The sequence below is a fragment of the Desulfovibrio ferrophilus genome (assembly GCF_003966735.1).
Classification (GTDB): domain Bacteria; phylum Desulfobacterota; class Desulfovibrionia; order Desulfovibrionales; family Desulfovibrionaceae; genus Desulfovibrio_Q; species Desulfovibrio_Q ferrophilus.
Genome location: NZ_AP017378.1, coordinates 1,247,199 through 1,273,359, shown reverse-complemented (window position 1 = coordinate 1,273,359; position 26,161 = coordinate 1,247,199). Strand labels below are relative to the sequence as shown.

Annotated in this window: 22 protein-coding genes and 1 tRNA gene; 19 read left to right on the top strand and 4 right to left on the bottom strand. The window is 56.1% G+C overall.

The window, feature by feature from the left end; all coding sequences use genetic code 11:
* The first annotated feature begins 14 nt into the window (after positions 1-14).
* The 16 genes from mltA (at position 15) to lon (ending at position 20,125) form a co-directional block, all read left to right on the top strand.
* Entirely contained in the window at positions 15-1,211 is a 1,197-nt protein-coding gene (gene mltA / locus EL361_RS05895; protein ID WP_126377548.1) for a murein transglycosylase A, read from the top strand.
* A 4-nt stretch (positions 1,212-1,215) separates the two neighbouring features.
* Positions 1,216-1,851, top strand: a complete 636-nt coding sequence (locus EL361_RS05890) for a DUF4254 domain-containing protein (RefSeq protein WP_126377547.1) — start codon at positions 1,216-1,218, stop codon at positions 1,849-1,851.
* A gap of 47 nt (positions 1,852-1,898) precedes the next feature.
* Positions 1,899-3,332 (top strand): Asp-tRNA(Asn)/Glu-tRNA(Gln) amidotransferase subunit GatB, encoded by a 1,434-nt coding sequence (gene gatB / locus EL361_RS05885; protein ID WP_126377545.1) that lies wholly within the window; start codon positions 1,899-1,901, stop codon positions 3,330-3,332.
* Between the two features lie 427 nt (positions 3,333-3,759).
* On the top strand, positions 3,760-4,812 hold the full coding sequence (gene mtnA / locus EL361_RS05880; RefSeq protein ID WP_126377543.1) for an S-methyl-5-thioribose-1-phosphate isomerase: 1,053 nt from the start codon (positions 3,760-3,762) through the stop codon (positions 4,810-4,812).
* A 150-nt stretch (positions 4,813-4,962) separates the two neighbouring features.
* Complete coding sequence (gene der, locus EL361_RS05875) at positions 4,963-6,309, top strand: ribosome biogenesis GTPase Der (RefSeq protein WP_126377541.1); 1,347 nt, start codon at positions 4,963-4,965, stop codon at positions 6,307-6,309.
* A 150-nt stretch (positions 6,310-6,459) separates the two neighbouring features.
* Complete coding sequence (locus EL361_RS05870) at positions 6,460-7,383, top strand: branched-chain amino acid transaminase (protein WP_126377539.1); 924 nt, start codon at positions 6,460-6,462, stop codon at positions 7,381-7,383.
* An 80-nt stretch (positions 7,384-7,463) separates the two neighbouring features.
* Positions 7,464-9,197: a DNA polymerase III subunit gamma/tau gene (dnaX, locus tag EL361_RS05865; RefSeq protein WP_126377537.1), complete on the top strand. Its 1,734-nt coding sequence runs from the start codon at positions 7,464-7,466 to the stop codon at positions 9,195-9,197.
* A gap of 51 nt (positions 9,198-9,248) precedes the next feature.
* Positions 9,249-9,560: a YbaB/EbfC family nucleoid-associated protein gene (locus EL361_RS05860; protein WP_126377535.1), complete on the top strand. Its 312-nt coding sequence runs from the start codon at positions 9,249-9,251 to the stop codon at positions 9,558-9,560.
* A gap of 8 nt (positions 9,561-9,568) precedes the next feature.
* Entirely contained in the window at positions 9,569-10,177 is a 609-nt protein-coding gene (gene recR, locus EL361_RS05855; protein WP_126377533.1) for a recombination mediator RecR, read from the top strand.
* A gap of 76 nt (positions 10,178-10,253) precedes the next feature.
* Positions 10,254-12,518, top strand: a complete 2,265-nt coding sequence (recD2, locus tag EL361_RS05850) for an SF1B family DNA helicase RecD2 (protein WP_126377531.1) — start codon at positions 10,254-10,256, stop codon at positions 12,516-12,518.
* A 285-nt stretch (positions 12,519-12,803) separates the two neighbouring features.
* Positions 12,804-13,685 (top strand): bifunctional hydroxymethylpyrimidine kinase/phosphomethylpyrimidine kinase, encoded by an 882-nt coding sequence (gene thiD / locus EL361_RS05845; RefSeq protein WP_126377529.1) that lies wholly within the window; start codon positions 12,804-12,806, stop codon positions 13,683-13,685.
* A gap of 105 nt (positions 13,686-13,790) precedes the next feature.
* Positions 13,791-13,873 (top strand) — tRNA-Leu (locus EL361_RS05840).
* A 96-nt stretch (positions 13,874-13,969) separates the two neighbouring features.
* Positions 13,970-15,457, top strand: a complete 1,488-nt coding sequence (gene tig, locus EL361_RS05835; protein WP_126377527.1) for a trigger factor — start codon at positions 13,970-13,972, stop codon at positions 15,455-15,457.
* Between the two features lie 191 nt (positions 15,458-15,648).
* The gene (gene clpP, locus EL361_RS05830; protein WP_126377525.1) at positions 15,649-16,257 is read left to right on the top strand and encodes an ATP-dependent Clp endopeptidase proteolytic subunit ClpP; all 609 of its coding nucleotides are present in this window, start codon (positions 15,649-15,651) and stop codon (positions 16,255-16,257) included.
* A 7-nt stretch (positions 16,258-16,264) separates the two neighbouring features.
* Positions 16,265-17,515 (top strand): ATP-dependent Clp protease ATP-binding subunit ClpX, encoded by a 1,251-nt coding sequence (clpX, locus tag EL361_RS05825; protein WP_126377523.1) that lies wholly within the window; start codon positions 16,265-16,267, stop codon positions 17,513-17,515.
* 135 nt (positions 17,516-17,650) lie between these two features.
* Positions 17,651-20,125, top strand: a complete 2,475-nt coding sequence (lon, locus tag EL361_RS05820; RefSeq protein ID WP_126377521.1) for an endopeptidase La — start codon at positions 17,651-17,653, stop codon at positions 20,123-20,125.
* A 217-nt stretch (positions 20,126-20,342) separates the two neighbouring features.
* Here the strand turns inward: lon and EL361_RS05815 are convergent, their stop codons facing one another.
* Genes EL361_RS05815 through EL361_RS05805 form a run of 3 tightly spaced genes read right to left on the bottom strand, consistent with a single transcriptional unit; the run spans position 20,343 to position 22,249 of the window.
* A complete protein-coding gene (locus tag EL361_RS05815; protein WP_126377519.1) occupies positions 20,343-21,062 on the bottom strand; it encodes a FlgO family outer membrane protein in 720 nt (239 codons plus the stop codon).
* 10 nt (positions 21,063-21,072) lie between these two features.
* The gene (locus tag EL361_RS05810) at positions 21,073-21,354 is read right to left on the bottom strand and encodes a hypothetical protein (RefSeq protein ID WP_126377517.1); all 282 of its coding nucleotides are present in this window, start codon (positions 21,352-21,354) and stop codon (positions 21,073-21,075) included.
* Between the two features lie 16 nt (positions 21,355-21,370).
* Positions 21,371-22,249, bottom strand: coding sequence for a FlgO family outer membrane protein (locus EL361_RS05805; RefSeq protein WP_126377515.1), 879 nt, complete (start codon positions 22,247-22,249; stop codon positions 21,371-21,373).
* A 176-nt stretch (positions 22,250-22,425) separates the two neighbouring features.
* Here EL361_RS05805 and EL361_RS05800 point away from each other — a divergent pair, with 176 nt between their 5' ends.
* Positions 22,426-23,175, top strand: coding sequence for a DUF547 domain-containing protein (locus EL361_RS05800; protein ID WP_232034889.1), 750 nt, complete (start codon positions 22,426-22,428; stop codon positions 23,173-23,175).
* Between the two features lie 130 nt (positions 23,176-23,305).
* Here EL361_RS05800 and EL361_RS05795 read toward each other — a convergent pair whose 3' ends face one another.
* Entirely contained in the window at positions 23,306-23,521 is a 216-nt protein-coding gene (locus EL361_RS05795) for a dual CXXC motif small (seleno)protein (protein ID WP_126377513.1), read from the bottom strand.
* A 300-nt stretch (positions 23,522-23,821) separates the two neighbouring features.
* Here EL361_RS05795 and EL361_RS05790 point away from each other — a divergent pair, with 300 nt between their 5' ends.
* Both EL361_RS05790 and EL361_RS05785 read left to right on the top strand, forming a co-directional pair.
* Entirely contained in the window at positions 23,822-24,331 is a 510-nt protein-coding gene (locus EL361_RS05790) for a ferritin (RefSeq protein ID WP_126377511.1), read from the top strand.
* A gap of 127 nt (positions 24,332-24,458) precedes the next feature.
* The gene (locus EL361_RS05785) at positions 24,459-26,159 is read left to right on the top strand and encodes a 2-oxoacid:acceptor oxidoreductase subunit alpha (protein WP_126377509.1); all 1,701 of its coding nucleotides are present in this window, start codon (positions 24,459-24,461) and stop codon (positions 26,157-26,159) included.
* The last annotated feature ends 2 nt before the right edge of the window (positions 26,160-26,161 follow it).

Below are 26,161 nucleotides of genomic sequence, written 5' to 3'. Positions count from 1 at the left end.
CTAGGAACGACCAAATGAATAATGATCAGATTTTGCGCCGATTGGTCGTGTTCCTGATTGCCGTGTCTCTGGCGGCATGTCTGGCAGGTTGTCCGGGCAGGGTTCCGCCTCCGCTGGATTCGATTTCTACCCCTAGCGCGCGAACCCTGGCCAGGATGCTGGATCCACAGACCCAGAATCTGGCCTCTTGGGAAGAACTGCGCCCTGGTCTGGAACGCAGCTTGAAATACGTTGCTGCGCGTCCTGTGGATGGTGTTGCCGTGCATCAGGACGGGGTGGTCGTGACCTGGGACAGGATGCGAGTGACCCTTGAGGAGCTCTTGCGGGTGTTGCCCGAGCTGGATGAGCACCCCGAGCTTTTGGCTGAACGCTTTGAATGGCTAAGAATTGGTCCCGAAGATCCGCTGATGACAGGCTATTATGCCCCGTATCTGGAGGCCAGCCCAGTACCTACCGAGGAATTTAGCTATCCTCTGTATGCTATCCCTGATGATATGCAGGTGCTGAACCTTGGGTCGTTCCATCATCGCTGGGAAGGGCAGAAGCTTGTGTATCGCGTCGAGAATGGCAAGGCCGTTCCCTATCATGGGCGCAAGGCCATCGACTTTGAAGGGGCTCTGGAAGGCCAGGGGTTGGAAATTGCCTGGGTACGTGATCTGACGGATGTTTTCTTTTTGCATATCCAGGGCTCCGGGCTGCTGATGTTTCCCGATGGCAGCACGCGTCATGTCCTCTATGCGGGGAAGAACGGGCACAAGTATGTGAGTCTGGGGCGAGTGTTGGCGGATCGTGGCTTGTTGCCCCTTGAAGGCATGAGCATGAAAGTGATTCGGGATTTTTTGGCAGAACACCCCGAGGACGTCCCCGAGTTGCTGTCCACCAACCCGAGCTATGTTTTCTTTCGTTTGGGTGACGACGGACCCTATGGCGCCATGGGCAAACTGTTGACGCCGCGAGTCAGCATGGCTACAGACCCGAAGTTCCTGCCTTTGGGCTCGGTGTTAGCCTTCCAGACTCTGATGCCCCCCGAAACTCCCGGTGGCCTTGGCCGTCCGGTATCGGGAATCGGCCTGGCGCAGGACAAGGGTGGAGCTATCAAGGGCACGCGCATCGATTATTATTGCGGTAGCGGTACCGACGTCGAATATTTCGCCGGGCATATCAAAACCCGTGCAAGCGTCCATCTCATACTCATCCGAGAGGAGAACTGAACATATGACCACGACTTTGGCCGATATACAGCAGGCCGTTTCCCATATCATCGAAGAACAGGGCCTACAGGTTGACTCCTGGCATCAAGGTGACCCCGGTGAATTGCCCGAACCTGCTCCTGCAGGAGATTTGCAGGTCATGATCGCCATGGCAGCCCGCGAGCATCAGGCCAACTACCAACTCTGGCATGTGGAAGACGAAGCCAGACGCGTGGATGTCGGCCCTGAGATTATTGCTGATTGCAAGCGCCGGATCGATGGCCTGAATCAGCGCCGCAACGACCTTATCGAGAAGGTGGACGCCTGCCTCGTGCCTTTGGTATCACCGCTCATTCCAGCTGAAGCTCCAGAGCGCTATAATACCGAGACCGTGGGGACGGCCTTGGATCGGTTGTCCATTATTGCCCTGAAAATTTTTCATATGCGTGAACAGACCGAGCGGGATGATGTGGATCAGGAACATCTGGATTCCTGTCGTTCCAAACTGGCGGTGCTCGAAGAGCAGCGTGACGATCTGGCCCGCAGCGTTTCCGAACTGCTGGAGGAATACGCTGCCGGAACCAAGCGTCCCAAGGTCTATTATCAATTTAAGATGTACAACGATCCCAAACTCAATCCTTCGCTGTACGCAAATAAATAGTAACGACAAATATTTAGAATAATTAACGAACGTTCGAAGGTGATCCCATGCCCCAGTACGAAGCCGTTATCGGCCTCGAGGTCCATGCCCAGCTGAAGACCAAGTCCAAGCTGTTTTGTTCCTGCTCTACCGAGTTCGGCAAAGAGCCCAACTCCAACGTTTGCCCCGTGTGCTCCGGCATGCCTGGCGCGTTGCCCGTTATCAATGAGCGGGCCGTGGAGTATGCCACCCGCATGGCATTGGCTACGGGCTGTTCCGTGAACCTGAAGAATGTGTTCGCCCGCAAGAACTATTTTTATCCCGACCTGCCCATGGGGTATCAAATCTCGCAGTTCGAGTTGCCCATTGCCGAGCATGGCAAAATCGACATCGAGACCGAGAAGGGCGGCAAGAAGACCGTTGGAGTCACGCGCATTCACATGGAAGCTGACGCCGGAAAATCCATTCACTCCCAGGCTGAGAATGCCAGTTTTGTGGACCTGAACCGTGCCAGTACGCCACTGATCGAGATTGTCAGCGAGCCGGACATGAGCAGCCCGGAGGAAGCCGAGGCCTACCTGCGCAAGCTGCACGCCATTCTGCTGTACTTGGGCATCTGCGACGGCAATATGGACGAAGGCTCCTTCCGTTGCGACGCCAATATTTCCATCCGTCCTGTGGGGCAGAAGGAGCTTGGTACTCGTACCGAGCTGAAGAACATGAACTCGTTCCGTAATGTGCGCCGGGCTATTGCCTATGAGATCGAACGTCAGGAAGACTTGGTGGATGATGGTGAGGCTGTAGTGCAGCAAACTCGGCTCTATGATGCTGACGCGGGCACGACCCATGCCATGCGTGGCAAGGAAGAGGCCCACGACTATCGCTATTTCCCGGATCCGGATCTGGTGCCATTGGTACTGGAACAGACCTGGGTGGATGAAATAGGTGCCTCGTTGCCCGAGCTGCCCGAAGCCAAGTTCGCTCGGTTCATGGAACAGTACGGCCTGCCAGCCTCTGATGCCGAGGTCTTGACCGCTGATCGTGCGTTGGCCGAGTATTATGAAGCTGCTATTGAGGGCTTCGACAATCCCAAGAAGGTTGCCAACTGGATGATGTCCGACATGCGCCGCATGTTGAACGACAACGTCTGCTCCGTGGCCGATTGTGGCTTGGCTCCCAAGGACTTTGGGACGTTGGTCAGAATTGTGGACGAAGGCTCCATCAACCAGAAGGTGGGGCAAAAGGTTTTCAAGGAACTCTTCGAGCAGGGCGGCGATCCCGAAGCCTACGTCAAGGACAAGGGCTTGGTGCAGATCTCCGACACCGGAGCACTGGAAATCGCCGTGGACGAGGTCATTGCCGAGAATCCGTCCGAGGCCGAGGCCTTCCGGGGTGGCAAGAAAAAGCTCATGGGTTTCTTTGTCGGGCAGATCATGCGCAAGACCAAGGGGCAGGCTAATCCCAAGTTGGCCAATCAACTTCTCAACGAGAAGTTGAATTAGGGCGGACTGCCCATTTGGCACCGTCTGCTTTGTTGTCACGCAGGATTCGAAATCTCACGTATGTTTTGATACGCATCGATCTCGAATCCTGCTTACGCCTTGCATCCGGCACCAACTGAACAATCCGCAGTGCTAAGAGGAATGGTTGCTGAACGCCTTGGGTGGAAAGTTGGTTTTGTTGATTTTTTTATGAAAGCCTAGGGTTGTCGTCATGAGGCTGCAATAGCGACTGATTATGAGATTATTTCAAGGGGCCGGTTGGCCCCTTTTTAGAATGACCAAAGAGCCTGGCTGTTCAAAAATGCGTGGATGGTAGGCGCGAGAACACATCAAGGCTGAAATGTATCTGTGAATACATGAGGGTTTGATGTGTTTGAAGCAACACCGCAGACACGTGTTTTTCAGCAGCCGACAAAGGAGCAAGCGAATGGATTGGCATATGGTCTGGAACGATACTAAAGATCAGCTGGACCTCTTGGATCAGCGTTTTCTGCCCACACGTGAAGACTGGTACGCCTGCACGGATACCGACAGCACCATCTTTGCGCTTCAGGTCATGGTCATTCGTGGTGCTCCCGCCATTGGTGTAACCGCGGCCTATGGCTGCTATCTGGCTGCCAAAGAGGCCGCCCCGGCTGGCGACAATTGGAAGCAGAAATTGGACGAGTTGCTCATCAAGCTGGAAGACGCCCGGCCCACGGCTGTGAATCTGCGTTGGGGGGTGCGCCGTATGCGCGCCGCTTGGGACGAACAGCTAGAGTTGGACAATGCCGGACTGCGTGCCATGTGGCTGGAATTGGCCAAGGAAATCCACGAAGAGGACAAGCGCTTCTGTCGCAAGTTGGGCGAGATCGGCGGGACGGTCATCAACGACGGTGACACCGTGATGACCCACTGCAACGCGGGCGCCTTGGCAACCAGTGATTACGGCACGGCTCTGGGCGTGATTCGTGGAGCCTGGGACGCGGGTAAGAAGAAGATCAATGTCATCGCCAATGAAACCCGCCCCTTTTTGCAGGGCGCACGCCTGACCTCATGGGAACTCATGAAGGATGGCATTCCGGTCAAGGTCGCCTGTGATAACGCCTGTGCGTTGCTCATGAAGAAGGGCCTGGTGGATAAAGTCGTGGTCGGCGCCGACCGCATCGCGGCCAACGGTGATGCGGCCAACAAGATCGGCACCATGGGTGTGGCGATTCTGGCCAAGCACTTCGGGGTTCCGTTCTACGTGGCGGCTCCGCTGTCCACTATCGATCGCGAGACCCCGACCGGCGACGACATCCCCATTGAAGACCGCACCCCACGCGAGGTGACCCATGTGGGCGAGACCCAGATTGTGCCCGATGGAGTGGAGGTCTATAATCTGGCCTTTGACCCGACACCCAATGAACTCATCGCCGGAATCATCACCGAAGAAGGGATTCTGGAGCCGCCGTATGCCGAGTCCATCCCCGCGGCGTTTGCTCGTTCGGGGAAATAAATTCGATAATTTTATAATGCCCATGTTGTATTTTACTTGCGCAATGGGCCGATAGCGTATAGATACGCGGGCCGGTTGGGATGATATTCCTCGCCGGGCCCGCGTTTTCGCATTCCAAATCCCCTGAAAATCCAGTACAACGGAACCATCATGCTTGCTACCATCGCTCTTATCGGACGCCCCAACGTGGGTAAGTCCACGCTATTTAATCGGATGATTCGCTCTAACAAGGCGATCACCCATGACCAGCCCGGCGTGACCCGCGACCGAATCTACGGACTGGTGCGCCCCAGGAGCGGAGCCCAGCCTTTCGGTCTGGTGGATACCGGCGGCCTTGTGCCCGAGGGCGATGGTGATTTCGAACGCGACATCATGGATCAGGCCAACGAAGCCATGGGCGAGGCCAATGCCGTACTGCTGGTTGTGGATGCCCGCGAGGGACTAATGCCCGTTGATGAGCGTGTGGCCCGTGACCTGCGTGCCTCCGGTCTGCCGACCCTGCTTGTGGTCAACAAGGTCGATGGTCATGAGCAGGAATCCCTGACCGCCGATTTCCATGCCTTGGGTATGGATATGATCAGCGTGTCCGCTTCTCATGGCTATGGCATTCACGAGATGATGGATCGGGTTGAAAAATTTCTGAAGGACAACAGCATCGAGAGCGAGGAAGAGGCTTACGACGAGGAAAAGCAGGGCTTGCGCATTGCCATGCTCGGTCGCCCCAACGCGGGCAAGTCCTCCCTCATCAATGCCGTTCTTGGCGAACGCCGCATGATTGTCTCCGACAAGGCCGGAACCACCCGTGATAGCGTGGATGTGACCTTTGAGCGCCAGGGCAAGAAGTACACCTTCGTGGATACTGCCGGTGTGCGTCGTCGCACCAGGATCACCGATTCTCTGGAGCAGTTCTCCATCATGAAGGCGCTCAAGGCCTCGCAGAAGGCACAGGTTGCCGTGCTGGTGCTGGATGGCACCCAGACGTTATCTCATCAGGATAAGCGGCTGATCAATTTCCTGGACCGGGAAAAGACTCCGATCATTGTTGCCGTGAACAAGACAGATCTGATTCCCGGCCGTGGTGAACTCGACAAGCTCAAAGAGCATTTCACCCAGGAACTTTCCATTATCAAGCACGCTCCGGTGGTTTATACCAGTGCGCTGACCAAGGCTGGTCTGGGTGGACTGTTGCCCCTTGCCGAGAAGATCATCAAGGAATGTTCTCTGCGTGTGGGTACCGGTCAACTGAACCGCATCATGCAGGCCGTGATTGATCGCCACCAGCCGCCGGTGGTCAAGCGCCGCCGCGCCAAGTTCTATTATTTGACTCAGGCCGACACTCTGCCGCCAACCTTTGTCTTCTTCCTGAACGATTCCAAGCTCATCCCGCCGTCCTACGCCCGTTATCTGGAAAATCAGGTGCGTAAGCTCGTGGGCATCACCATGGCTCCGATTCTGATTCGCTTCAAGGGCACACACAAGAAGAGAACCAAGAAGTAACACGCGGGCCAGGGCCCGACTTTTCTTGACCTCCCCGCTGGTTTTTCTTAGGCTCCTGCGGCATTCATAGCTGCCCGCCAGGCACGCTCAGTTGAGCTTTTGCCCAGGCTTTGCCGTGATGTACAAATCAGAATCAAAGAGGGAGTTTCCATGGTCCAGAAAGCCGAAAAAATCTGGTTCGACGGCAAGCTCGTCCCCTGGGATGAGGCCAACGTTCATGTCCTGACCCATACTCTGCACTACGGGTGCGGCGTATTTGAAGGCATCCGGTCCTACAAACTCGCTTCCGGCGAGTCCGCCGTATTCCGCCTGCGCGAGCACATCGTCAGACATTTCAACTCCGCCAAGATCATGGAGATGAAGATCCCCTTCACGGTCGACGAGATCTACGACGCCGTGCTTGAAACCCTAAAGGTCAATAAGCTGGAAGAGGGCTATATCCGTCCTCTGTCCTTCATTGGTGAAGGTGTGATGGGAGTTCATCCCGGCAACAACCCCATTCAAACCATCATCGCCACCTGGCCTTGGGGAGCCTATCTGGGTGAAGACGCCCTGGAAAAGGGCATCCGCGTGAAGACCTCCACCTTCACCCGCCATCACGTCAACGTGATGATGACCAAGGCCAAGACCGTGGGCAATTACGTCAACTCCATCCTGGCCAAGCGCGAAGCCGTGGCTGATGGCTATGACGAGGCTCTGATGCTGGATACTGCGGGCTACGTGTCCGAGGCGACCGGTGAGAACATCTTCATCGTGCGCGGCGGCAAGATCAAGACCACTCCGCTGACCAGTGTGCTGGACGGTCTGACCCGCAATAGTTTGATCACCCTTGCCAAGGACCTTGGCTACGAAATCATCGAACAGCGCTTTACCCGCGACGAGTTGTACACCTCGGACGAGGCTTTCTTCTGTGGCACTGCCGCCGAAGTAACCCCCATCCGAGAGGTTGATCGCCGTGAGATCGGCGAGGGCAAGGCCGGTCCCGTGGCCAAGCACTTGCAGAAGGAATACTTCAAGGTCGTCAAGGGCGAGAACCCCAAGTACGATTCCTGGCTTGATAAGTATTCTGTCTAGATCGATACACGACCTGATTCGCCATTAACACGACCTCGCCGTACCGATTCGGTTCGGTGCGGCGAGGATTCCGGGACGCCATGAGCCAGTCGCATCTGACGCACAAGTATCGCCCGCAGCTGTTTTCCGAAGTCGCTGGGCAGGAGATGATCAAGGCCATTTTGTCGCGGGCGGCTCAGACCGATACCGTGGCGCCGGCCTATCTCTTTTCCGGCACTCGAGGCGTGGGCAAGACTACCATCGCCCGTATCTTCGCCAAGGCCATTAACTGCGAGAACGGACCTACCGCTGAGCCCTGCAACCAATGCAGCCATTGTCGCCAGATTCAGGCCGGAGCCGCCGTGGATGTGGCCGAGATCGATGGTGCGTCCCACACCGGTGTGGACAACGTTCGTTCCCTGAAGGAAGACGTGGGCTTTGCGCCCATTGACTGTCGCTACAAGGTCTTCATCATCGACGAGGCGCACATGCTCTCCAAGGGTGCTTTCAACGCCTTGTTGAAGACCCTGGAGGAACCGCCGCCTCACGCGACCTTCATCATGGCCACCACGGAACCGCACAAGTTTCCGGCCACCATCATTTCCCGTTGCCAGCATTATACCTATCAGCGTTTGACTCAGAAGGAACTGGAAGAGCATCTGACCAGCATCCTGGAAAAGGAATCCCTGCCGTTTGACGAGGATGCCGTGCTGCTCCTTGCCCGCCGTGGCGCAGGTAGTGTGCGAGACTCCATGTCGCTGATGGGGCAGGTCTTGGCCTTGGGCAGTGAGCGGTTGACCGCTTCCGATGTGCGCCAAGTTCTGGGGCTGGCCGGCCGCGATATCATGTTCCGCCTGCTGGAAGCGGTGCAGGGACAGGATTGTGTAGGCGTTTCACGCATTTTGCGAGAGGTGCTGGATCAGGGACTGGATCTGGGATTCTTTTTGCGCGAATTGACCGAGTGCTGGCGCAATATGTTTTTGCTGGCTCAGGCTGGCGACAAGGCCATGGATGTTTTGGATGTGCCCGGAGAAGAGGCCGATCAGTGGCGTGAGTGGTCAGGACGGTTCAGTCTGGCGCATATCCATGCCTGCTGGCAGTTGACGCTGGAAGGTCAGCAACGGGTCAAATCCAGCGTGGAACCTGCGTTGGCTCTGGAACTCCTGCTTCTCAATCTGGCCTATTTGCCCAGACTGATGCCTCTGGAGAGTATTGCCTCCACAGGGCAGGCACCGGCAGCTCCAGGGCCGCCAGCAGCTTCGACCCCGGTGCGGCAGTCGACTCCGGTTCCCCTGCATGACTCGGCTCACCCAGCCTATGAATCCATGGAGCAGGCTCCACCCAGGCGTTCGGCCCCTGCTGCCCCGGCACCAGCTTCTGCTCCTGACTCAGCAGCGACTTCAGGGAACCAGGATTCCGATCCTGCACCTGCGGAGGAAGACTCAGGGGCTGGGCACGGCGTCCCTGTCGTAGATGGTCCCAAGACCTGGAAAGGGTTTCTGGGCTATGCGGCGGAAGTGCAGGATAAAACCGGACAGGGGATCAACGGCCTGCAACAAGCGCATGCAGTCATTGAGGACGGAAGGGTCATTCTGGAATGCGTCAGTCGGCTGCATATGGAGCAGATTAAGCGTGGCGAGGCCTTCCATACCCTGACCAGACTGGCACATGAATATTTCGGGCCCGGTGTGGAAGTGCAGTGCACGGCACCGGAAAAGAAGCAGGTCAATCATAAGGAGCTTCGTAAGGATGCCACCAAGCATCCTTTGGTTGAAGCCGTGATGGAAGGCTTTGATGCGCGCATCGTGGATGTGCGGCCCGCGAAAGAAGATTAGGGAAAGGTGCTCCGACACCTTTGAAACGACAGCACAGACAAGGAGATTGATATGCGTGGTATGAACGATATGGTCCGTCAGGCGCAGATGATGCAGAAAAAAATGCAGAAACTGCAGGAAGAGATGGAAGACAAGGTTGTCGAGGCCTCTAGCGGTGGCGGTATGGTGACCGTGGAAGCCACTTGCAGTGGCGTGGTCAAGTCCGTGAAAATTGATCCTTCCGTGATCGATCCCGAAGACGTGGACATGCTGCAGGATCTGGTTCTGGCCGCAGTCAACGAAGCCGTGAAAAAGGGCAAGGATTTTGCTGAATCCGAGATGAAAGGCCTGACTGGCGGTATCAATATTCCGGGAATCTTCTAGGGCTTCGCATGCAGGATCAGCTTCCTGAAGCACTCCGGGTGGTGGTGGATCAATTATCCAAATTGCCCGGACTCGGCCCCAAAAGCGCCTTGCGTGCCGCTTTGGAATTGCTCAAGTGGCCCATGCCCAAAGCACAGGGCTTGGGCCAGAGCATTCTGGAATTGCGTGAGAAACTCTTTTTTTGTGAGCGTTGTGCCAGTCTGTCCGACTGCAACCCCTGCTGCATTTGCGCCAATCCTGGGCGTGATGATTCACAGCTCATGGTTGTGGCCGAATGGGACAGCCTGCTGACTATCGAAGAGGGCGGTTTCTACAAGGGCAAATACCTGGTCTTGGGTGGCCTGCTGGAACCCTTGGCGAATGTCTCCTCCAGTACCCTTGAGGTGGACCGTTTGGTGCGCCGCCTGGATGAAGGCAAAGTCGGTGAGATCATTCTGGCTTTGGGCACAACCCTGGAGGCCGAAACCACCGCATCGTTCATCAAGGACCTGGTGGAGCGCCGTTTCCCCGGGGTCAAGATCAGCCGGTTGGCTCAGGGCATTCCACTGGGTGCCGAGGTCAAATACATTGACCGCGAAACTTTACGGCAGTCGTTGCAGCATCGTCAGGATGTGTAGCCACTTCGGCGATTGATATTCAGGCCGGGGGCGTTTCTACGCGCTCCCGGCATTCTTGCATCCCAGCGAGGGACAGATGAGCGATACGCTCAAGGCCGAAGTACGGAATATTACCTTTCATAACCCATCCAACGGATGGACCGTTGCGCGTGTTCATGCGGATAACGGTCTTGGATCGGTTACGGTCGTCGGTGTGATGCCCGAGATCAACCCCGGCGAGATGGTGGAGCTTTCCGGCTGTTGGAAGGAACACCCCAAGTTCGGTCGCCAGTTTGAGGTGCATGTCTGCCAGCAGATGATGCCCGCCACCGAAAATGGCATTCGCCGTTATCTGGCCTCGGGTCTGATCAAGGGCGTTGGCAAGGTTATGGCCAAGCGGCTCGTGGAGGCCTTTGGCACCGAGGTGCTCGATATCCTCGACAGCGAGCCGGAGAAGTTGCTTGCCGTTGAAGGTGTGGGGCGCAAGACCTTGAGTAAAATCAAGGAATCATGGGACGCGCAGCACGAGGTGCGCAACCTGATGCTGTTCCTGCAATCCCATGATGTTTCGCCCACTCATGCTGCTCGTATCTATCAGCGCTATGGCAACAGCGCAGTCAAAAAGCTCAAGGATAATCCCTACGAATTGGCCTATGAGATTCGAGGCGTGGCGTTCCGTACTGCGGACAACATGGCCCTGAAACTTGGCTTTGCCACGGACGCTCCGCAGCGTATCGAGGCGGCGGTGATTTATGCCCTGTCGTCGGCCTCCTCGGACAAGGGGCACCTGTTCCTGCCCTTTGAGAAACTCGTTCCGGCGGTTTTGGGATTGCTGGAAGGCGGACAGACCGGCTGCGGCGGGGCTGCACCTACCGAGTTTGATATTCCTCTGGACGAGGAAGGCTGGCCTTGCGACGAGTACGTCGCCATTGGCCCTGTGCAGGTGGAGGCCGCCGTCGGTGATCTGTCCGTGCGCAAGAAGGTCATGGTGGAGGACCTCTCGGCTCAGGGCATCGAGCGTGCCGTGTATCTGATGCAACACTACAGGCAGGAGACGGAGATTGCCTCTCGCCTGTATCATCTCATCGAGCATCCTACACCGCTGGATATAAAGAAAATCCGCACGGTGATGCCCAGACTGGAGGCCTCGGACAAGATCGAACTGTCCGGCGAACAGCGCGAGGCCGTGTTGGGTGGTTGCGAAAACAAGATTTTTGTCATTACAGGTGGGCCGGGAACGGGCAAAACCACTATTACGCGCATCATGGTTCAGTGCCTGGACGAGATGAAGTTCAGGATCAAGCTTGCCGCTCCCACGGGCCGAGCTGCCAAGCGCATGGCCGAAGCCACGGGGTTCCCTGCCTCAACCCTGCATCGGCTGCTCCAGTATTCGCCTGACGGTGGCTTTGCCAAGAGTGAGGATGACAAGCTCAAGGCCGACGCCGTGGTGGTGGACGAAGCCAGTATGCTGGATGTGTCATTGTTTTTGGCGCTGCTGCGGGCATTGCCTCTGACCTGTCGCCTGATTCTCATTGGCGACGTCAATCAGTTGCCCAGTGTGGGGCCTGGCAATATTTTGTCTGATGTCATCGATTCCCAGGCCGTACCCAGTGCGGTGCTGACTCGTATTTATCGTCAGGCTCGGGAGAGTCTGATTGTGACCAACGCCCATCGCATCAATAACGGCCAACTCCCCGAGAATCCCGAGCCTCCGGGTCCGGAGCATGATTTTTTCTGGGTGCGTCGTCAGGAAGCAGCCGATATCCAGCGTTACATCCTTGAATTGGTGACTGAGCGCATCCCCACGGCCTATGGCCTGGACCCGAAACGGGATATCCAGGTGCTGACCCCCATTCATAAGGGGGAGCTAGGCACCCAGGCCCTGAATGCCCTGCTCCAGGAGCGGATCAACCCGAGTGGCCGCGAGATCAAGCGTGGTAACACCATTTATCGCGTGGGCGATCGGGTCCTGCAGCTCAAGAATGATTACGATAAGGATGTCTTCAACGGCGACCTGGGCTGGATTGAGGACGTGGACCCCAATGATGGCGAAGTGTTGGTCAATTTTGACGGGCGCATGGTCATGTACGAGTCCTTTGAACTGGATGAATTGGCGCCTGCCTATGCCATCAGCGTTCATAAATCCCAGGGCAGTGAATACCCAGCAGTGGTCATGCCCGTGGTCACACAGCACTACGTGATGCTTGAGCGGAACCTGATCTACACGGGATTGACGCGGGCCAAGCGCCTGGCTGTCATGATCGGCCAGACCCGGGCCATGAACATCGGCCTGGGGCGCAAGGAGAGTCGCAAGCGTTTTACCCATCTTCGTTACCGACTCCAGGAAGCAGTGAACAGATAGACCGTTGAAAATCCCGCGAGGACGGTGTCGCTGCGCGAGAATCAAATCTTCGTGTATGTTGAATACGCGTCGGCCTTGATTTTCCCTGGCTTCTAGCCCTTACTGTTTTTGAACGGTCAGCGAAGAAAAGATGCTGCGCTGTGTGGATTTCGTGCATTCAGCAAATTTCATGATACAGGTCATCGTGTGCCTGGCGGTCTCGAGTTTTTTCAGGTGCGGACAGGTCAGGCGATTGACTGAATTGGCCCTGGATTTGTGTTAACAATATTTATGTGAGAGGCGCTCATGCCCAATCCTCCTTCCATATTGACCATTGCAGGGTCGGACTCCGGCGGTGGAGCCGGAATCCAGGCCGATCTGAAGACGTTCGCCATGCTTGGTGGTTATGGAATGTCCGTGATCACGGCGCTCACCGCCCAGAATTCCATGGGTGTTACGGGTATCGAGGCACCATCTGCCGAATTCGTTGCCTTGCAGCTGACTACCGTGCTGGAGGATTTTGAGGTTGCTGCAGCCAAAACAGGAATGCTTTTCTCCGCATCCATTATCGAGTCCCTGGCCGAGAAGCTGGAAGGTAAAAATTTCCCACTGGTGGTGGACCCCGTTTGTGTCAGTCAGAGTGGTCATCGTCTGCTTCAGGAAGATGCCGTTCAGGCCCTGCGTGAGCGGATGTTGCCGCTTGCCGATTTGTTGACCCCCAACCGTCCTGAGGCTGAACTGCTCGCCAATATTGAAATAGCAGGGGAGGTTGACCTCCACGAGGCGGCGGCCAGACTGCATGATATGGGTGCCGGAGCCGTACTTATCAAGGGCGGACATTTTGACGAAAGTGAGTTGGGGCAGGGCAGGATGGCTGATTGGCTGTTCATGCCAGGCCACGAGCCGTTGGTGCTGGAACAGGAGCGCGTGGAAACCACCAACACTCACGGTACTGGCTGTACCCTGTCTGCGGCTATTGCTGCGGGTTTGGGTCACGGGCTGCATCTGGATCAGGCCATTTCTCTGGCGCAGGAATATTTGAACCTCGGGCTGCGCACGGGGTTTGCTCCCGGGCGGGGATGTGGTCCGATAAACCACAGTGCCACGTTGCAGTACGGGTTGCGCGGGGATATGTCGGAGGATGTCGTGGCCCGAGTCGCTGAATTGACGGCAAAGTACGGCTTTTGAACGCTGTCCGTGGCGTGAGAAGGCTTGACATGAATGTATAAATGAGGTCTCTACCGGCGGGCGGGATTGACACCGAAGCCGCCCACGAGTAGGTGACTACCGTTTGCGAGAGTGGCGGAATTGGTAGACGCACTAGGTTTAGGACCTAGCGGGTAACCGTGGGAGTTCGATTCTCCCCTCTCGCACCAAATTTTTGTTGGTGGCGCGGATCGTTTTAAGACGACCCGCGTCTTCCGTATATTTCATTAATGGGAACGCCGAACAGGTCAAGGAGGAGTTAATCCATGGAATATAAAGCCGAAGAAAAATCTCCCGTCGAACGCAAAATCGACGTCACCATCCCCGTTGAAGAGGTGAATGCGGCCATCAGTGCCACCATCGCCATCTACAAGACTTCTGCGGATTTCAAGGGCTTCCGTAAGGGCAAGGTCCCGACCAAGATGGTCGAGGCACGCTTCAAGACCCAGATCTACGAGGAAGCCACCACTGATCTCATCAATTATCAGATCAACGAGATTCTGGGCGAGCTGAAATTGGCACCCTTGTCCCGTCTGGAAGTCGATGCCGAGCTGCTGGTTCGCGACGAGGAGTTCACCTATTCCGTGGCCTTCGAAGTTGCTCCTGAGATCACGCTGCCCGAGTATCACAATCTGGAGGTTGAGCAGGAGAAGCCTGTTATCAATCCTGCCGAGATTGAAGCCGTTGTCGAGCGCATCCGTGGCAACCTGGCTGAAGAGATCAAGGTTGAAGAGGACCGCACCGCCGCTGACGGCGATATCGTCATGGTCACCTTCAATGCATGGGAAGATGGCAAGGCCATCGACGAGATCAAAGCCAGCAACTTCCGCATGGTGCTCGGTGAAGGTCAGTCTCTGGCTGACTTCGAGAATATCATCAAGAAGCTCAAGGCTGGCGAAAAGGGCGAAGGCGAAGTCGCTTTCCCCGAGGACTTCATCAATAAGGATTTCGCAGGAAAGTCCGTGACCATGCGTGTCACCCTGCACGAAATCAAGAAGCAGTCCCTGCCCGAACTCGACAATGATTTCGCAGCCAAGGCTGGCGGTTTCCGCGATATGGAACAGCTTCGTGAAGCCATTGAGAGTTCCTACATGGAGTCCCGCAAGAGCCTGGTGAAGGCCGCTGCCCAAAAGGACATGGTTGATGCCGTGCTGGCGAAGATTGACTTCCCGCTGCCTCCTGCCATGGTTGAAGAACACATTGACCGTCAGGTGCACGAATTCACCCAGCGCATTGAGCAGCAGGGCAGAAGCATCGAGGCTTTGGGCAAGACCCCCGAGGAAATCCGTGAGGATCATCGGGGTCCTGCCGAGACCACCGTTCGCACCCAGTTGCTGCTTCTGGCCATTGCCGCCAAGGAAGATCTTTCCATTTCCCGCGAGGAAGTTGAGCAGTATGTCCACCAGGAAGCCATGCGTAACCAGCAGGACCCCGAGTCTGTGAAGCGTTTCTATGAGGACAACAACCTGATGTTCGCCCTCAAGGATCGCCTGCTGTGCGACAAGGCTGTGGAACTCGTGTATTCCCTCGCCAAGGTCACCGAGGTTGAGCCTCAGATCGGCGAGGAGCCCAAGAAGAAAGCCCCGGCCAAGAAAGCCGCCGCCAAGCCCGCTGCTGACGGCGAGCTGGTCATGACCAAGGGTGGCACTCCCTTCAAGACCGAAGGTGCTGCCAAGTCCCGGCTGAAGGCTCTGGATATCGAGGGTGAGATTGTCGAGGCCGATGGTGGCTTCGCCATTAAGCCCACGGCTTAGTTTATTTGATGCCAAAAGGGCGAAGGCCGAATGGCCTTCGCCCTTTTTTTTTACGGATTGCCGTGAACTTCGACATTGTCGCGGCTTTTCTTGCATTTCGAGGGTGGACTCGTGTCAACACGATGGCTATAGTTTGCCCAGGCGAATTGACGCCGCACCTGAACATCCGAGAAAAAGGGAGAAAAGTGCACATGGCAACCATTCCCATTGTTGTTGAATCCACCGGCCGTTCCGAGCGGGCTTACGACATTTATTCCCGACTGTTGAAGGACAGGATTATCCTGCTTGGCACTCCTGTGGACGACCATGTGGCCAGCCTGATCTGCGCACAGCTTCTGTTTTTGGAGTCCGAGAACCCTGAGAAGCCAATCAATCTGTACATAAACTCTCCCGGCGGAGTCGTGACAGCAGGGCTCGCCATTTACGATACCATGCAATACATCTCGTCTCCGGTCTCCACCGTTTGTATCGGTCAGGCCGCCAGCATGGGAGCGTTGCTGCTTTCTGCCGGCGAAGCCGGAATGAGATTTGCATTGCCTAATGCCAGGATACTCATCCATCAGCCCCTTGGCGGAACGCAAGGTCAGGCCACGGATATTGAGATCCATGCCAAAGAGATTTTGCGCCTGCGTAAGCGGTTGAACCAGATTCTGGTTCATCACACCGGCCAGAAGCTCAAGAAGATTGAAAACGACACCGACCGCGATTACTTCATGGGTGCCGACGAAGCCGTGAAATACGGCCTGATCGACAAGATCCTCGTCTCACGGAAGGACTTGCAAGAAGAAGGTAAGGAGTAGCGATTACATGACCAAGCAGAAGATGGGCCTCCCTCCCGAGCTGTATTGTTCGTTCTGCGGCAAAAGTCAGGAGGAGGTTCAACGCCTCATTGCCGGGCCGGATGTCTATATCTGCGACGAATGCGTTTCCCTGTGCAACGAGATTATCGCCCAGGAAAGTCTTTCCGAGGAAGTGGAAGACGGCCGTCTGCTCACTCCCGCAGAGATCAAGGACCTCCTGGATGAATATGTCATTGGTCAGAAGCAGAGCAAAAAGACTCTGGCTGTTGCCGTGCACAATCATTACAAACGCGTGTTCTATGCCGGAAATTCCACTTCCGACGTTGAACTCGACAAGTCCAACATCTTGCTTATCGGTCCCACTGGCTCGGGTAAGACCTTGATGGCCCAGACTCTGGCGCGCATTCTCAAGGTTCCCTTTGCCATTGCTGACGCCACCACGCTGACCGAAGCCGGTTACGTGGGTGAGGATGTGGAGAACATCCTCGTGCAGCTGTTGCAGAATGCGGATTATGATATTGAGTCCGCTTCCAAGGGCATTATCTATGTTGATGAAATCGACAAGATTGCCCGCAAGAGCGATGGCCCGTCCATTACCCGCGATGTGTCTGGCGAGGGCGTGCAACAGGCGCTCTTGAAGATTATCGAGGGGACCGAAGCCAACATTCCGCCCAAGGGTGGGCGCAAGCACCCGCAGCAGGAATTCATCCGGATGAATACCGGGAATATCCTGTTTATTCTGGGTGGCGCTTTTATCGGCCTGGACAAGATTATTCAGCGCCGTGGCACGGGTGGCGGATTGGGTTTTGGAGCCGATGTGGCCGCCAAGAAGGAAGAGGAATTCAGCGAAGCGATCAAGTCCGTGTCACCCACGGATCTGATCAAATACGGGCTGATTCCAGAATTCGTTGGCCGTATTCCCATCGTAGCCACTCTGGAGGAACTCACCGAAGATGATTTGGTGCGCATTCTCACTGAGCCCAAGAACGCCCTGGTCAAGCAGTACGAGAAATTGTTCGAGCTGGACCACGTCAAGCTCAGGTTCACGACCAATGCCTTGCGCGCCGTTGCCGCTCTGGCCCTGAAACGCAAAACAGGCGCTCGTGGCCTGCGTAGCGTGCTGGAAGGCATCATGCTGGACATCATGTACCGCCTGCCGTCCATCGATGGCGTCAAGGAATGCGTGGTCAACAGCGCAGTGGTCGATGGTGCCCAGGAGCCACTGCTGATTTATCAGCAGGAAGCCCGCTCGGCTTAATCTGATTTGTTCTTTCACGGCCCGGATTCGTTCCGGGCCGTTGACAATCAGCGACCCGGAGTTAGTTAGAATTCAGCCCGCCCCCCGGCCCCCTGACCGGGGGGCGTTTGGCAGAATTGCATCCCGGAGGAGTTCATGACCAATTTTCTGACAGTTGATAACGATCCCCGCTCTGCCGACGTCCGCCTGCCGCTGATGTCCCTGCGTGAGGTGGTGATGTTCCCGAGGTCCATCGTGCCCCTGTTTGTGGGCCGTGCTGCCTCGGTCAAAGCCATCGAGACCGCCCTTGGCGAGCATAACAAGAAGATCTTCCTCGTGGCCCAGCGCACACCTGAGCAAGAGCGCCCCATGCCCGATGATCTTTATGAAGTAGGGACCGTCAGCAAGATATTACAGCTTCTTCGACTGCCCGATGGCACCATCAAGGTGTTGTTTGAAGGATTGTATCGCGCAACATGGTCTCCGGCTGGCGGCTTTGACGCCCTGGACGGTGATCTGGAAGACGATGTGTTCCCCATGGCCGATGTGGAGCGCATCGTGGATGCGGGACTTGATTCCGCAGACGGCGAGGCTCTTGTTCGCGCCACTCACGATGCCCTTGAGGAATACGGCAAGATCAACAAAAAGCTGGCGGCTGAGACCATTTCTGCCATCACTTCTCTGACCAACCCCGGGCGTCTGGCAGACTCCGTCATGCCGCACCTCAAAGTGGACTACGTCAAGAAGCAGGCTCTTCTGGAAGAGATCGATCCCAGTAAGCGCCTGGAGGAGACCTTTGCGCTCCTGCAGGGTGAGATCGAGATTGCCAATCTGGAAAAGAAGATCAAGACTCGCGTCAAGGACCAGATGGAGTCCAACCAGAAGGAGTACTATCTCAACGAACAGCTCAAGGCCATCAACAAAGAGATGGGCCGTGAGGAAGATCCGAATCAGGAAATCGTTGAGATCGAGAAACGTCTGGCCGAGAAGGTCATGCCCGATGAAAACCGGGAAAAGGCCCTGCGCGAGATCAAGAAACTCAAGCAGATTCCTCCATCATCCGCCGAGTACACCGTTGTCCGCAACTATGTAGACTGGATTCTGGATCTGCCCTGGAATGTGTGCAAGGAGACCTCTTTGAATATCGAAGAGGCCCGTGCCATTCTGGAAGAGGATCATTTCGGTCTGCAAAAGCCCAAGAAACGCATCTTGGAATATCTGGCTGTGCAGAGCCTCGTGGACACCATGAAGGGCCCCATTCTCTGTCTGGTGGGCCCTCCGGGAGTCGGTAAGACCTCTTTGTCCAAGTCCGTAGCCCGTGCCACCGGTCGTGAGTTCGTGCGCCTGTCCTTGGGTGGTGTACGTGATGAGGCCGAGATTCGTGGGCATCGACGTACGTATGTCGGCGCGCTGCCGGGCAAGATCATCCAGTCCCTGAAACGCGTGGAGTTCAACAACCCCGTGTTCTGCCTGGATGAAGTGGACAAGATGAGCATGGACTTCCGGGGTGACCCTTCGGCCGCCATGCTGGAGGTGCTTGACCCGGAACAGAACTATTCTTTCAATGATCATTATCTGGACATGGATTACGACCTGTCCAAGATCTTCTTCATCACCACGGCCAACAGCCTGCACTCCATCCCCCTGCCACTGCAGGATCGCATGGAGATCATCCAGCTGCCTGGCTACCTGGAGACCGAGAAGAAGCAGATCGCCAAGCAGTTCCTCGTGCCCAAGCAGATCGAGGAGCATGGCCTGAAGCCTGAGAATCTGGCTATTTCGGATAACGCGCTGATGGAGATCATCCGTCGGTATACCCGTGAGGCCGGTGTCCGAAATCTTGAGCGAGAGATTGCTGCAGTGGCTCGTAAATCCGCCATGAAACTGGTGGAGGACGGAGACCTTGAGCAGTCCCTGAAGATCACCAAGCAGAAGCTGCCCAAACTCCTGGGCGTACAGAAGCACAGCTATGGCTCCAAGGAAGATGCGCCTCAGGTGGGCGTGACGACCGGTCTGGCTTATACCCAGTTGGGTGGCGAACTGCTGATGGTTGAAACCGCTCTGATGCCTGGTAACGGCAAGATCGAGATTACCGGCAAATTGGGCGATGTGATGCAGGAATCCGTCAAGGCGGCATTGTCCTACATTCGCTCCCGCTCTGACCTGTTTGGCCTCAAGCGTGATTTCTACAAGCAAATTGACATCCATGTTCATGTGCCCGAAGGAGCTATCCCCAAGGACGGCCCGTCCGCAGGTATCACTCTGGGCACTACGCTGGCTTCGGCTTTGCTGAACATTCCGGTCAACAACGAATTGGCCATGACTGGCGAAATCACTTTGCGTGGTCGTGTCCTGCCTATCGGTGGCCTGCGCGAGAAGCTTCTGGCTGCCCATCGTGGCTTGATCAAGACTGTCCTGATCCCCAAGGAGAACACCAAGGACCTGAAGGACGTGCCCAAGGCTATCCTAAGGGACCTGACGATCATTCCGGTGGAGAATATGGACGAAGTGCTGGCCCATGCTCTGGTCTGTGCCGATCCGAAGTCCATCTTCAGTGGCAAGGACGCTGAAGAGTGCCCCATCTCGGCTTCGCTGATGAAGACCGATGAGGTCATCGAACAGACTCACTAAGGAGTCCCCTCGGAGAAATTGGTGCGGCAGTCGAACCATTGGTTCGGCGCGGCCTCCTGTTAGGTAAATAGAATAAATTAACCCCGGAGTTGGAAACAACTCCGGGGTTTTGATTTGGTAGGTAGACCATACTGGTGATTTTCAATGCGAAAGCCCGGAACTATTCCATAGTTCCGGGCTTTCTCCATATCCGTATGAAGCGGTGTGAAGGGCCGCTCTAGTCGGTAAGGTCGATGACGTTCGGTACGTCTTCCCGCACAGGCTTGGTCAGGGTGTGCATGTCCGTGAAATCGGGCAGCGCCCAGGTGTTCCAATCCTGTGTAGGGGTGCCAGCATCGTTCATGCTCACCTGCCGCAGGTTGGTGCTCACCGAGGGTTGGATGCGCCGTGCGCGTGCGCGTGCGCCTTCGTCCAGAAGCTGAGCCGTCTCGCGGGTGATCCGAATGGTTTGCGAGGCCATGGCCAACACCTCTCCGGTGGGAGCGTGCAGCAGGCGCAGATTGAAGCGCACGTTGCGCTGGGTCTGGCTGTAGGTGCCGGTCAGAATAACGGCGCTCTTCAGGTAACGGGCGTCCACAAAGCGGACGTCACGTGACAGCGACAATTCACCCAGGCCGGGTTCGAAAAGCATGTGCTTGGTCTTGCGGATTTCCTGAACACGATAGCCACTTTGCACGAACCACATGGCAAGCTCTTCGGCCAGCAGGCGCGACAGGGGCGAGCTTTCTTCCATGTTTTCCAGGCTCACAGGCGTGGACAGAATCAGCGTGGTGCCCTTGGCGGGGCCTTCCAGCAGTTGCAGGCGTTCAGCCAATTGGGTGTCCAACTGCGTGGCCGCAGACTTTGCTGCTCCGGGGATGCTCGTGGTACCTGCCAGGGCCGGAGCCGCGCAGCACAGCGTTGTCAGAACGGTGATGATCAACAGTACCTTTCTCATGTGGTCCTTCCTATCGTTGACTGAGGATCAATCGATCTGTGGCTTCGATTTCCAGGGCCAGTCGCTTGCGCATCTCTTCATCACGGGAAGTTGCCAACCCGTTCAGGAATGTCTCGCGCGCCAGTTCAAAACGCCCTTGGGTCTGATAGTGACGCCCCAGTGCAAGGCTGTTCACGCTATTTTCGTGATAGGGCAGGGCATGGGCGCCTTGCTCCGGCGCGGACCACGGCATCGAGCAACCTGAGAGCATTGTGGCAATTGTCAGCGTCAGCAAAAAATATTTCATATTCATGTGCTTTTCCTTCCTGCTAGTGCAGGTCGTCCTGCTGGAGCATGAATTCCAGACTGGCCTCGTCCTTCAGCTTGGCAAAGGATTTGACCTCGGTTTCGGCCTGTTGCAGCCGGATGCCGGTCCCGCGGGAGAGCATGGTCCGTGTGACCGGAGTCTGGGCAAAGACCAGATTCGCAGTGCGCAGCACCATGCCGTCCAGCGGACGGAAAAGGCGCGCATTGACGAACACATTGTGCTTGTCGAAATAGTAGGTTCCCGTCAGCACCAGCCCGGTCGTGGGCACAGGAGCCTGTTCTTCCATGCTGCGGGTCAGGGCGAACTCGCCGTCTTCGGGGCGTGTCATGATGCGTGGCAGGGTGCGGTATTCACGTACGGGGATACCCAGTTGGTTCAGCTCGTAGAAGAGTTGTTCGGCGATGTAACGCCCAAAGGAAGAGGAGCTTTCAAAGTTGTCCTGGTTTACGAATGAGGCGGGCATGGCAACGCCGTCCTGCAAGCCGTTTGTGCCGAGCTTTTCGAACAGTTGCGAGGCCATCTCACGAACCTTGAGGCGAATCTCGCGACCACCGGCATGTTCGGCGGAAGGCATGGGGATCGGCTTGTCCGAGCCAACCCAGACATAATCGCCACGGCCATCAGGCAGCATGGTTCCGGCGTGAACCTGACCATCGCTGTGCAGTCCATAGGATTGCCCATTCACATCGATTTTGCCGGTCTTGAAGGCCTTGACGCCTGCGCCCGGATCAAACGGACCCTGCTGCCCTGTGGCTTGGGCATTACGTTGAGCCAGCTTGTGAGCGGTCATGTCGTTCGGGGCGTCGTCCGCCGCCAGTGCGGGTACGGCCAGCAGCAGGATGAGTGCCAATATGGCCGGAAACGCTTTCGCGGTATGCATGCTCTCTCCCATGGGTTCGCGCGGTGCGCGTTACTTCTACTATCCTGACGTTCATATCGGCTGCTTACGATTTTTCCTTTACACAACGTGGGGGCTCAATGGGGGAATATTTTGACCCCTGTTTCCAGAGGACCGATTTTACAGTAGAATAAGGATTCAATCGAAAGGAGCGAATCATGCGTGGAATATTTGTTTTTATAGTGCTGGCTTTGATGATGGGCGGGGCAGGCGGGGCAGAAGCCCAGCATCCGCCGCTGGTGGACAATACCATTTATGCGGCACTGCTGGACGCGAATGTAAGCCCGACGGGTGAGGTTGATTATCGGGCATTGAAGATTCGCGAAGCCGAGCTGGATGCCTATCTGGATGTGCTGCGCGGAATCAACCCTCAGTCTCTGGGGCAGGATGAACGTTTTGCCTACTGGATCAATGTGTACAATGCGTTCACGCTGAAACTGATTCTTAGCGAGTATCCGGGGGTTGAGAGTATTCGTGATCTTGGTGGCCTGTTTTCAAGCCCCTGGAAGCGTAAGTTCATTGTCATCGGTGGGCAGGAATTGCATCTGGATAATGTGGAGAAGGATATCCTGATCCCGGAGTTCAAGGACCCAAGAGTGCATTTTGCCATTAACTGCGCCTCCAAGAGCTGTCCTCCGCTTTTGACGGAGCCCTATGAGGGGCAACGATTGAATGAACAGCTTACCGAGCGGGCACGTTCATTCGTCAACGATGGGCGCAATGTGGTTCTTCAGGGTGAGATGCTTTCTGTTTCGCGTATATTCAAGTGGTACGGGGATGATTTTGGTGATGTGGCACAGTATCTGATGCGATACGCCACCGGTGACTTGGCTCAGGGGATGCGTGCCTTGGGGCCCAAGGTCGAGGTTCGTTTTCTGGACTATGACTGGTCGCTCAACGGAAAGTAGGGTGGAAGTGAAAACAGCGCCACAGGCGGTGCAAGCCCAAGGGCTGGGGACATTAGGGCACGACAGGAGAACGCTTGGTTTGAAGCGTTGCTATGGGAGCTTGTGACGGGGACTCTGGAATTGGGAGGCGCTAGATTCTATCGCAGGGGACGTTGCCCATGAAGTCTTCGATGTCATCGATGTAGTCGACGTACTCTTCCAGGCGGAAGCGGCCACCGCATTTGTTGCAGAAAACGGTGACTTCTCGGCAGGAACGAATAACACGTAATGATCCTTCACATTTCTTACAGAACATTTCGGTGTCCGCTTGGCGCGGTGTGCCAAAACCCACTGGCGAATTGAGCATGCGTTCCCTTTCCCCTTGCTAATGCGTTGACGGATGGCGGGTCCAGCTGTGTGTCAGCCGGGCTCACATCTATGCCTCATTCGAAAACTAAGGGCAACCCGCGGGAAAGTCTTCACAAGCGTTGAGCCGTTCTGTGTCGTTTGTGTGTCGGAGATGACAGTTTTTATCCTTGCGCAACAAGCCTTGAAATGTAAATCTGAAGACTGTCATAAATCCCGTGCTTATGGTGGTTTTCGCTTTGGAAGAGCAAGCGGACCTGGCACTTCACTCATTTTTTGACGAATAGCTTTGGAGGAATACATGCTGAACAAGAAAATGGAACAGGCCATCAATGAACAGATCAAATGGGAAATGTACTCTGGATATCTCTATCTCTCGATGTCCGCATGGTGCGCGGATGAGGGACTGCCCGGATTTGCCCATTGGATGCGCCTGCAGGGGCAGGAAGAACTGGCTCATGCCATGAAATTCTATGATTACGTGCTGGAACGTGGCGGCAAGATTGAACTTCAGGCCATCGACAAGCCCGATCATCAGTGGAAATCCGCATTGGCAGTTGTTGAGCATACCCTTGAGCACGAGCAGCATGTTACCGCTCGAATCAACGACCTGATGTCTTTGGCTCAGGAAGAAAAGGACCACGCGGCCTGCATCTTCCTGCAGTGGTTCATTGAAGAACAGGTTGAAGAGGAAGATAGCGTGGGCGAGGTTCTGCATAAGCTGAAGCTCGTATCCAAGGACGGGGCCGGCATGTACATGCTGGATAAGGAGATGGCCACTCGCATCTTCACCCCGCCTGCTGCCGAATAAATACTCCATACAGGGCTGCGCTTGCTTGTGGGGCGCAGCCTTTATCCTTCCACCACACCTCTTTTCGGTGGAGAATCCTCCCAGGAGCGAGAGAACGATTCGCCCAGAGTGGCGAAGAGGAGAGCGCATGCCGGAGAAAACCGTAAATATTATGATTGGTGGAGCGGCGGGCCAGGGGCTGGCTACGGTGGGGCAATTGCTCACCAAGTCTCTGATTCGCAGCGGCTACCATGTTGTCGTCCGTCAGGATTATATGTCCCGGGTTCGGGGAGGGCATAATACCTATATCATCCGTGCCAGTGTGGATGAGATTTATGCCCCGCGTGAGGCCATGGATTTTCTGGTGGCTTTGAATCAGGAAACCGTGGATTTGCACCTGAATGAATTGGGTGATGGTGGTCTGATTATTTGCGATGAGGCTCTGGATTCCAAGGGGCGTCCTGGGTTGTCCATCTCCTTCAAGGATCTTGCTCCCAAACCAATTTTTCAGAATGTGGCTGCGCTGGGACTGCTGGCGTCCCTTTTGGGACTTGATCGCGATGTGCCCGCTAAATTGCTGACCGATACCTTCACCAAGAAAGGCGAGGCCATCGTCAAGCAGAATCACGAGGTGCTGGATGCTGCCTATGCCTGGGTGGCGGAGCAGAACGCTGGCATTGAACCGCTTGCTCCTGTTCCCGCTCCGGTAAAGCGACTGATGATGGGCGGCAACGAAGCCATTGCTCTGGGAGCCATGGCTGCCGGCGTGAAATTCTGTTCGTTCTATCCCATGACTCCGGCCACTTCGGTGGCGCAGAATCTCATTACCCATGGCCGCGAGCTTGGGGTGGTGGTGGAGCAGGTAGAGGATGAAATTGCGGCCATGAACATGGCTATTGGCGCTTCGTATGCCGGTGCCAGATCCCTTGTGCCGACCTCGGGCGGCGGGTTTGCGTTGATGACCGAAGGCGTGAGCCTTGCGGCAGTGGCGGAGACTCCGTTGGTGTGCGTGGTTGCCATGCGTCCCGGTCCGGCGACGGGGCTACCCACTCGAACGGAACAGGCGGATTTGAATCTGGTGCTGTACGCAGGACACGGCGAATACCCACGGGCCATCTTTGCCCCTGGAACGGTTGAGGAAGCCTTCCGACTCGCGCATCGCGCCTTTGATCAGGCCGAGCGTTACCAAAGTCCAGTGTTCGTGCTTTCGGACCAGTTCCTGGCCGATTCTTTCCGCTCTGTGGAACCCTTCGACACCCGTTCGCTTCCTGCTCCAGCTTCACCCCTCAAGGAATGGGCGGGCGAGGGGCCGTATGAACGCTATGCCGTGACGGATAGTGGCGTCTCTCCTCGGGTGATACCGGGATTCTCCGAAACGCTGGTGGTAGGAGATTCGCACGAACACACCCCTGATGGGCATATTACCGAAGACATCGAGATGCGCATCGAGCAGAAGCAGAAACGTCTGCGCAAAGGCTGTGGCCTGTGGGAAGACGTGGTCGCGCCTTCCTACATCGGCCCGGAGAGTCCGGATGTCCTGCTGGTGTCCTGGGGCTCTACCAAGGGTGCTGCCGATGAGGCGGCCATGGATTTACGGGCCGACGGGGTGCAAGCCGCGTCATTGCATTTCTCGCAGGTCTGGCCTCTCAAGCTGGATCAGTTTGCCGCAAAATTCGATGCAGCCAAAAAGATCGTCGTGGTGGAAGGCAACGCCACAGGACAGTTTGCCGCGTTGTTGAAGTTGGCCGGGGCCCAGTATACCGGACTTGTTCTGAAATATGACGGTCGGCCCTTCACTCCCGAATATATTGTCACCGCGCTGCACAAGTCGGGCGCGCTCGAGGCATAGGA

What these genes read in the sequence shown, in the direction of transcription:
- EL361_RS05800 (WP_232034889.1), top strand. Translation starts at nt 22,426, where the DNA reads ATGCGTGGAATATTTGTTTTTATAGTGCTGGCTTTGATGATGGGCGGG.
- dnaX (WP_126377537.1), top strand. Translation starts at nt 7,464, where the DNA reads ATGAGCCAGTCGCATCTGACGCACAAGTATCGCCCGCAGCTGTTTTCC.
- EL361_RS05785 (WP_126377509.1), top strand. Translation starts at nt 24,459, where the DNA reads ATGCCGGAGAAAACCGTAAATATTATGATTGGTGGAGCGGCGGGCCAG.
- thiD (WP_126377529.1), top strand. Translation starts at nt 12,804, where the DNA reads ATGCCCAATCCTCCTTCCATATTGACCATTGCAGGGTCGGACTCCGGC.
- EL361_RS05795 (WP_126377513.1), bottom strand. Translation starts at nt 23,521, where the DNA reads ATGCTCAATTCGCCAGTGGGTTTTGGCACACCGCGCCAAGCGGACACC.
- EL361_RS05815 (WP_126377519.1), bottom strand. Translation starts at nt 21,062, where the DNA reads ATGAGAAAGGTACTGTTGATCATCACCGTTCTGACAACGCTGTGCTGC.
- recD2 (WP_126377531.1), top strand. Translation starts at nt 10,254, where the DNA reads ATGAGCGATACGCTCAAGGCCGAAGTACGGAATATTACCTTTCATAAC.
- clpP (WP_126377525.1), top strand. Translation starts at nt 15,649, where the DNA reads ATGGCAACCATTCCCATTGTTGTTGAATCCACCGGCCGTTCCGAGCGG.
- der (WP_126377541.1), top strand. Translation starts at nt 4,963, where the DNA reads ATGCTTGCTACCATCGCTCTTATCGGACGCCCCAACGTGGGTAAGTCC.
- EL361_RS05790 (WP_126377511.1), top strand. Translation starts at nt 23,822, where the DNA reads ATGCTGAACAAGAAAATGGAACAGGCCATCAATGAACAGATCAAATGG.
- EL361_RS05805 (WP_126377515.1), bottom strand. Translation starts at nt 22,249, where the DNA reads ATGCATACCGCGAAAGCGTTTCCGGCCATATTGGCACTCATCCTGCTG.
- EL361_RS05870 (WP_126377539.1), top strand. Translation starts at nt 6,460, where the DNA reads ATGGTCCAGAAAGCCGAAAAAATCTGGTTCGACGGCAAGCTCGTCCCC.
- mtnA (WP_126377543.1), top strand. Translation starts at nt 3,760, where the DNA reads ATGGATTGGCATATGGTCTGGAACGATACTAAAGATCAGCTGGACCTC.
- tig (WP_126377527.1), top strand. Translation starts at nt 13,970, where the DNA reads ATGGAATATAAAGCCGAAGAAAAATCTCCCGTCGAACGCAAAATCGAC.
- lon (WP_126377521.1), top strand. Translation starts at nt 17,651, where the DNA reads ATGACCAATTTTCTGACAGTTGATAACGATCCCCGCTCTGCCGACGTC.
- mltA (WP_126377548.1), top strand. Translation starts at nt 15, where the DNA reads ATGAATAATGATCAGATTTTGCGCCGATTGGTCGTGTTCCTGATTGCC.
- EL361_RS05860 (WP_126377535.1), top strand. Translation starts at nt 9,249, where the DNA reads ATGCGTGGTATGAACGATATGGTCCGTCAGGCGCAGATGATGCAGAAA.
- clpX (WP_126377523.1), top strand. Translation starts at nt 16,265, where the DNA reads ATGACCAAGCAGAAGATGGGCCTCCCTCCCGAGCTGTATTGTTCGTTC.
- EL361_RS05890 (WP_126377547.1), top strand. Translation starts at nt 1,216, where the DNA reads ATGACCACGACTTTGGCCGATATACAGCAGGCCGTTTCCCATATCATC.
- EL361_RS05810 (WP_126377517.1), bottom strand. Translation starts at nt 21,354, where the DNA reads ATGAATATGAAATATTTTTTGCTGACGCTGACAATTGCCACAATGCTC.
- recR (WP_126377533.1), top strand. Translation starts at nt 9,569, where the DNA reads ATGCAGGATCAGCTTCCTGAAGCACTCCGGGTGGTGGTGGATCAATTA.
- gatB (WP_126377545.1), top strand. Translation starts at nt 1,899, where the DNA reads ATGCCCCAGTACGAAGCCGTTATCGGCCTCGAGGTCCATGCCCAGCTG.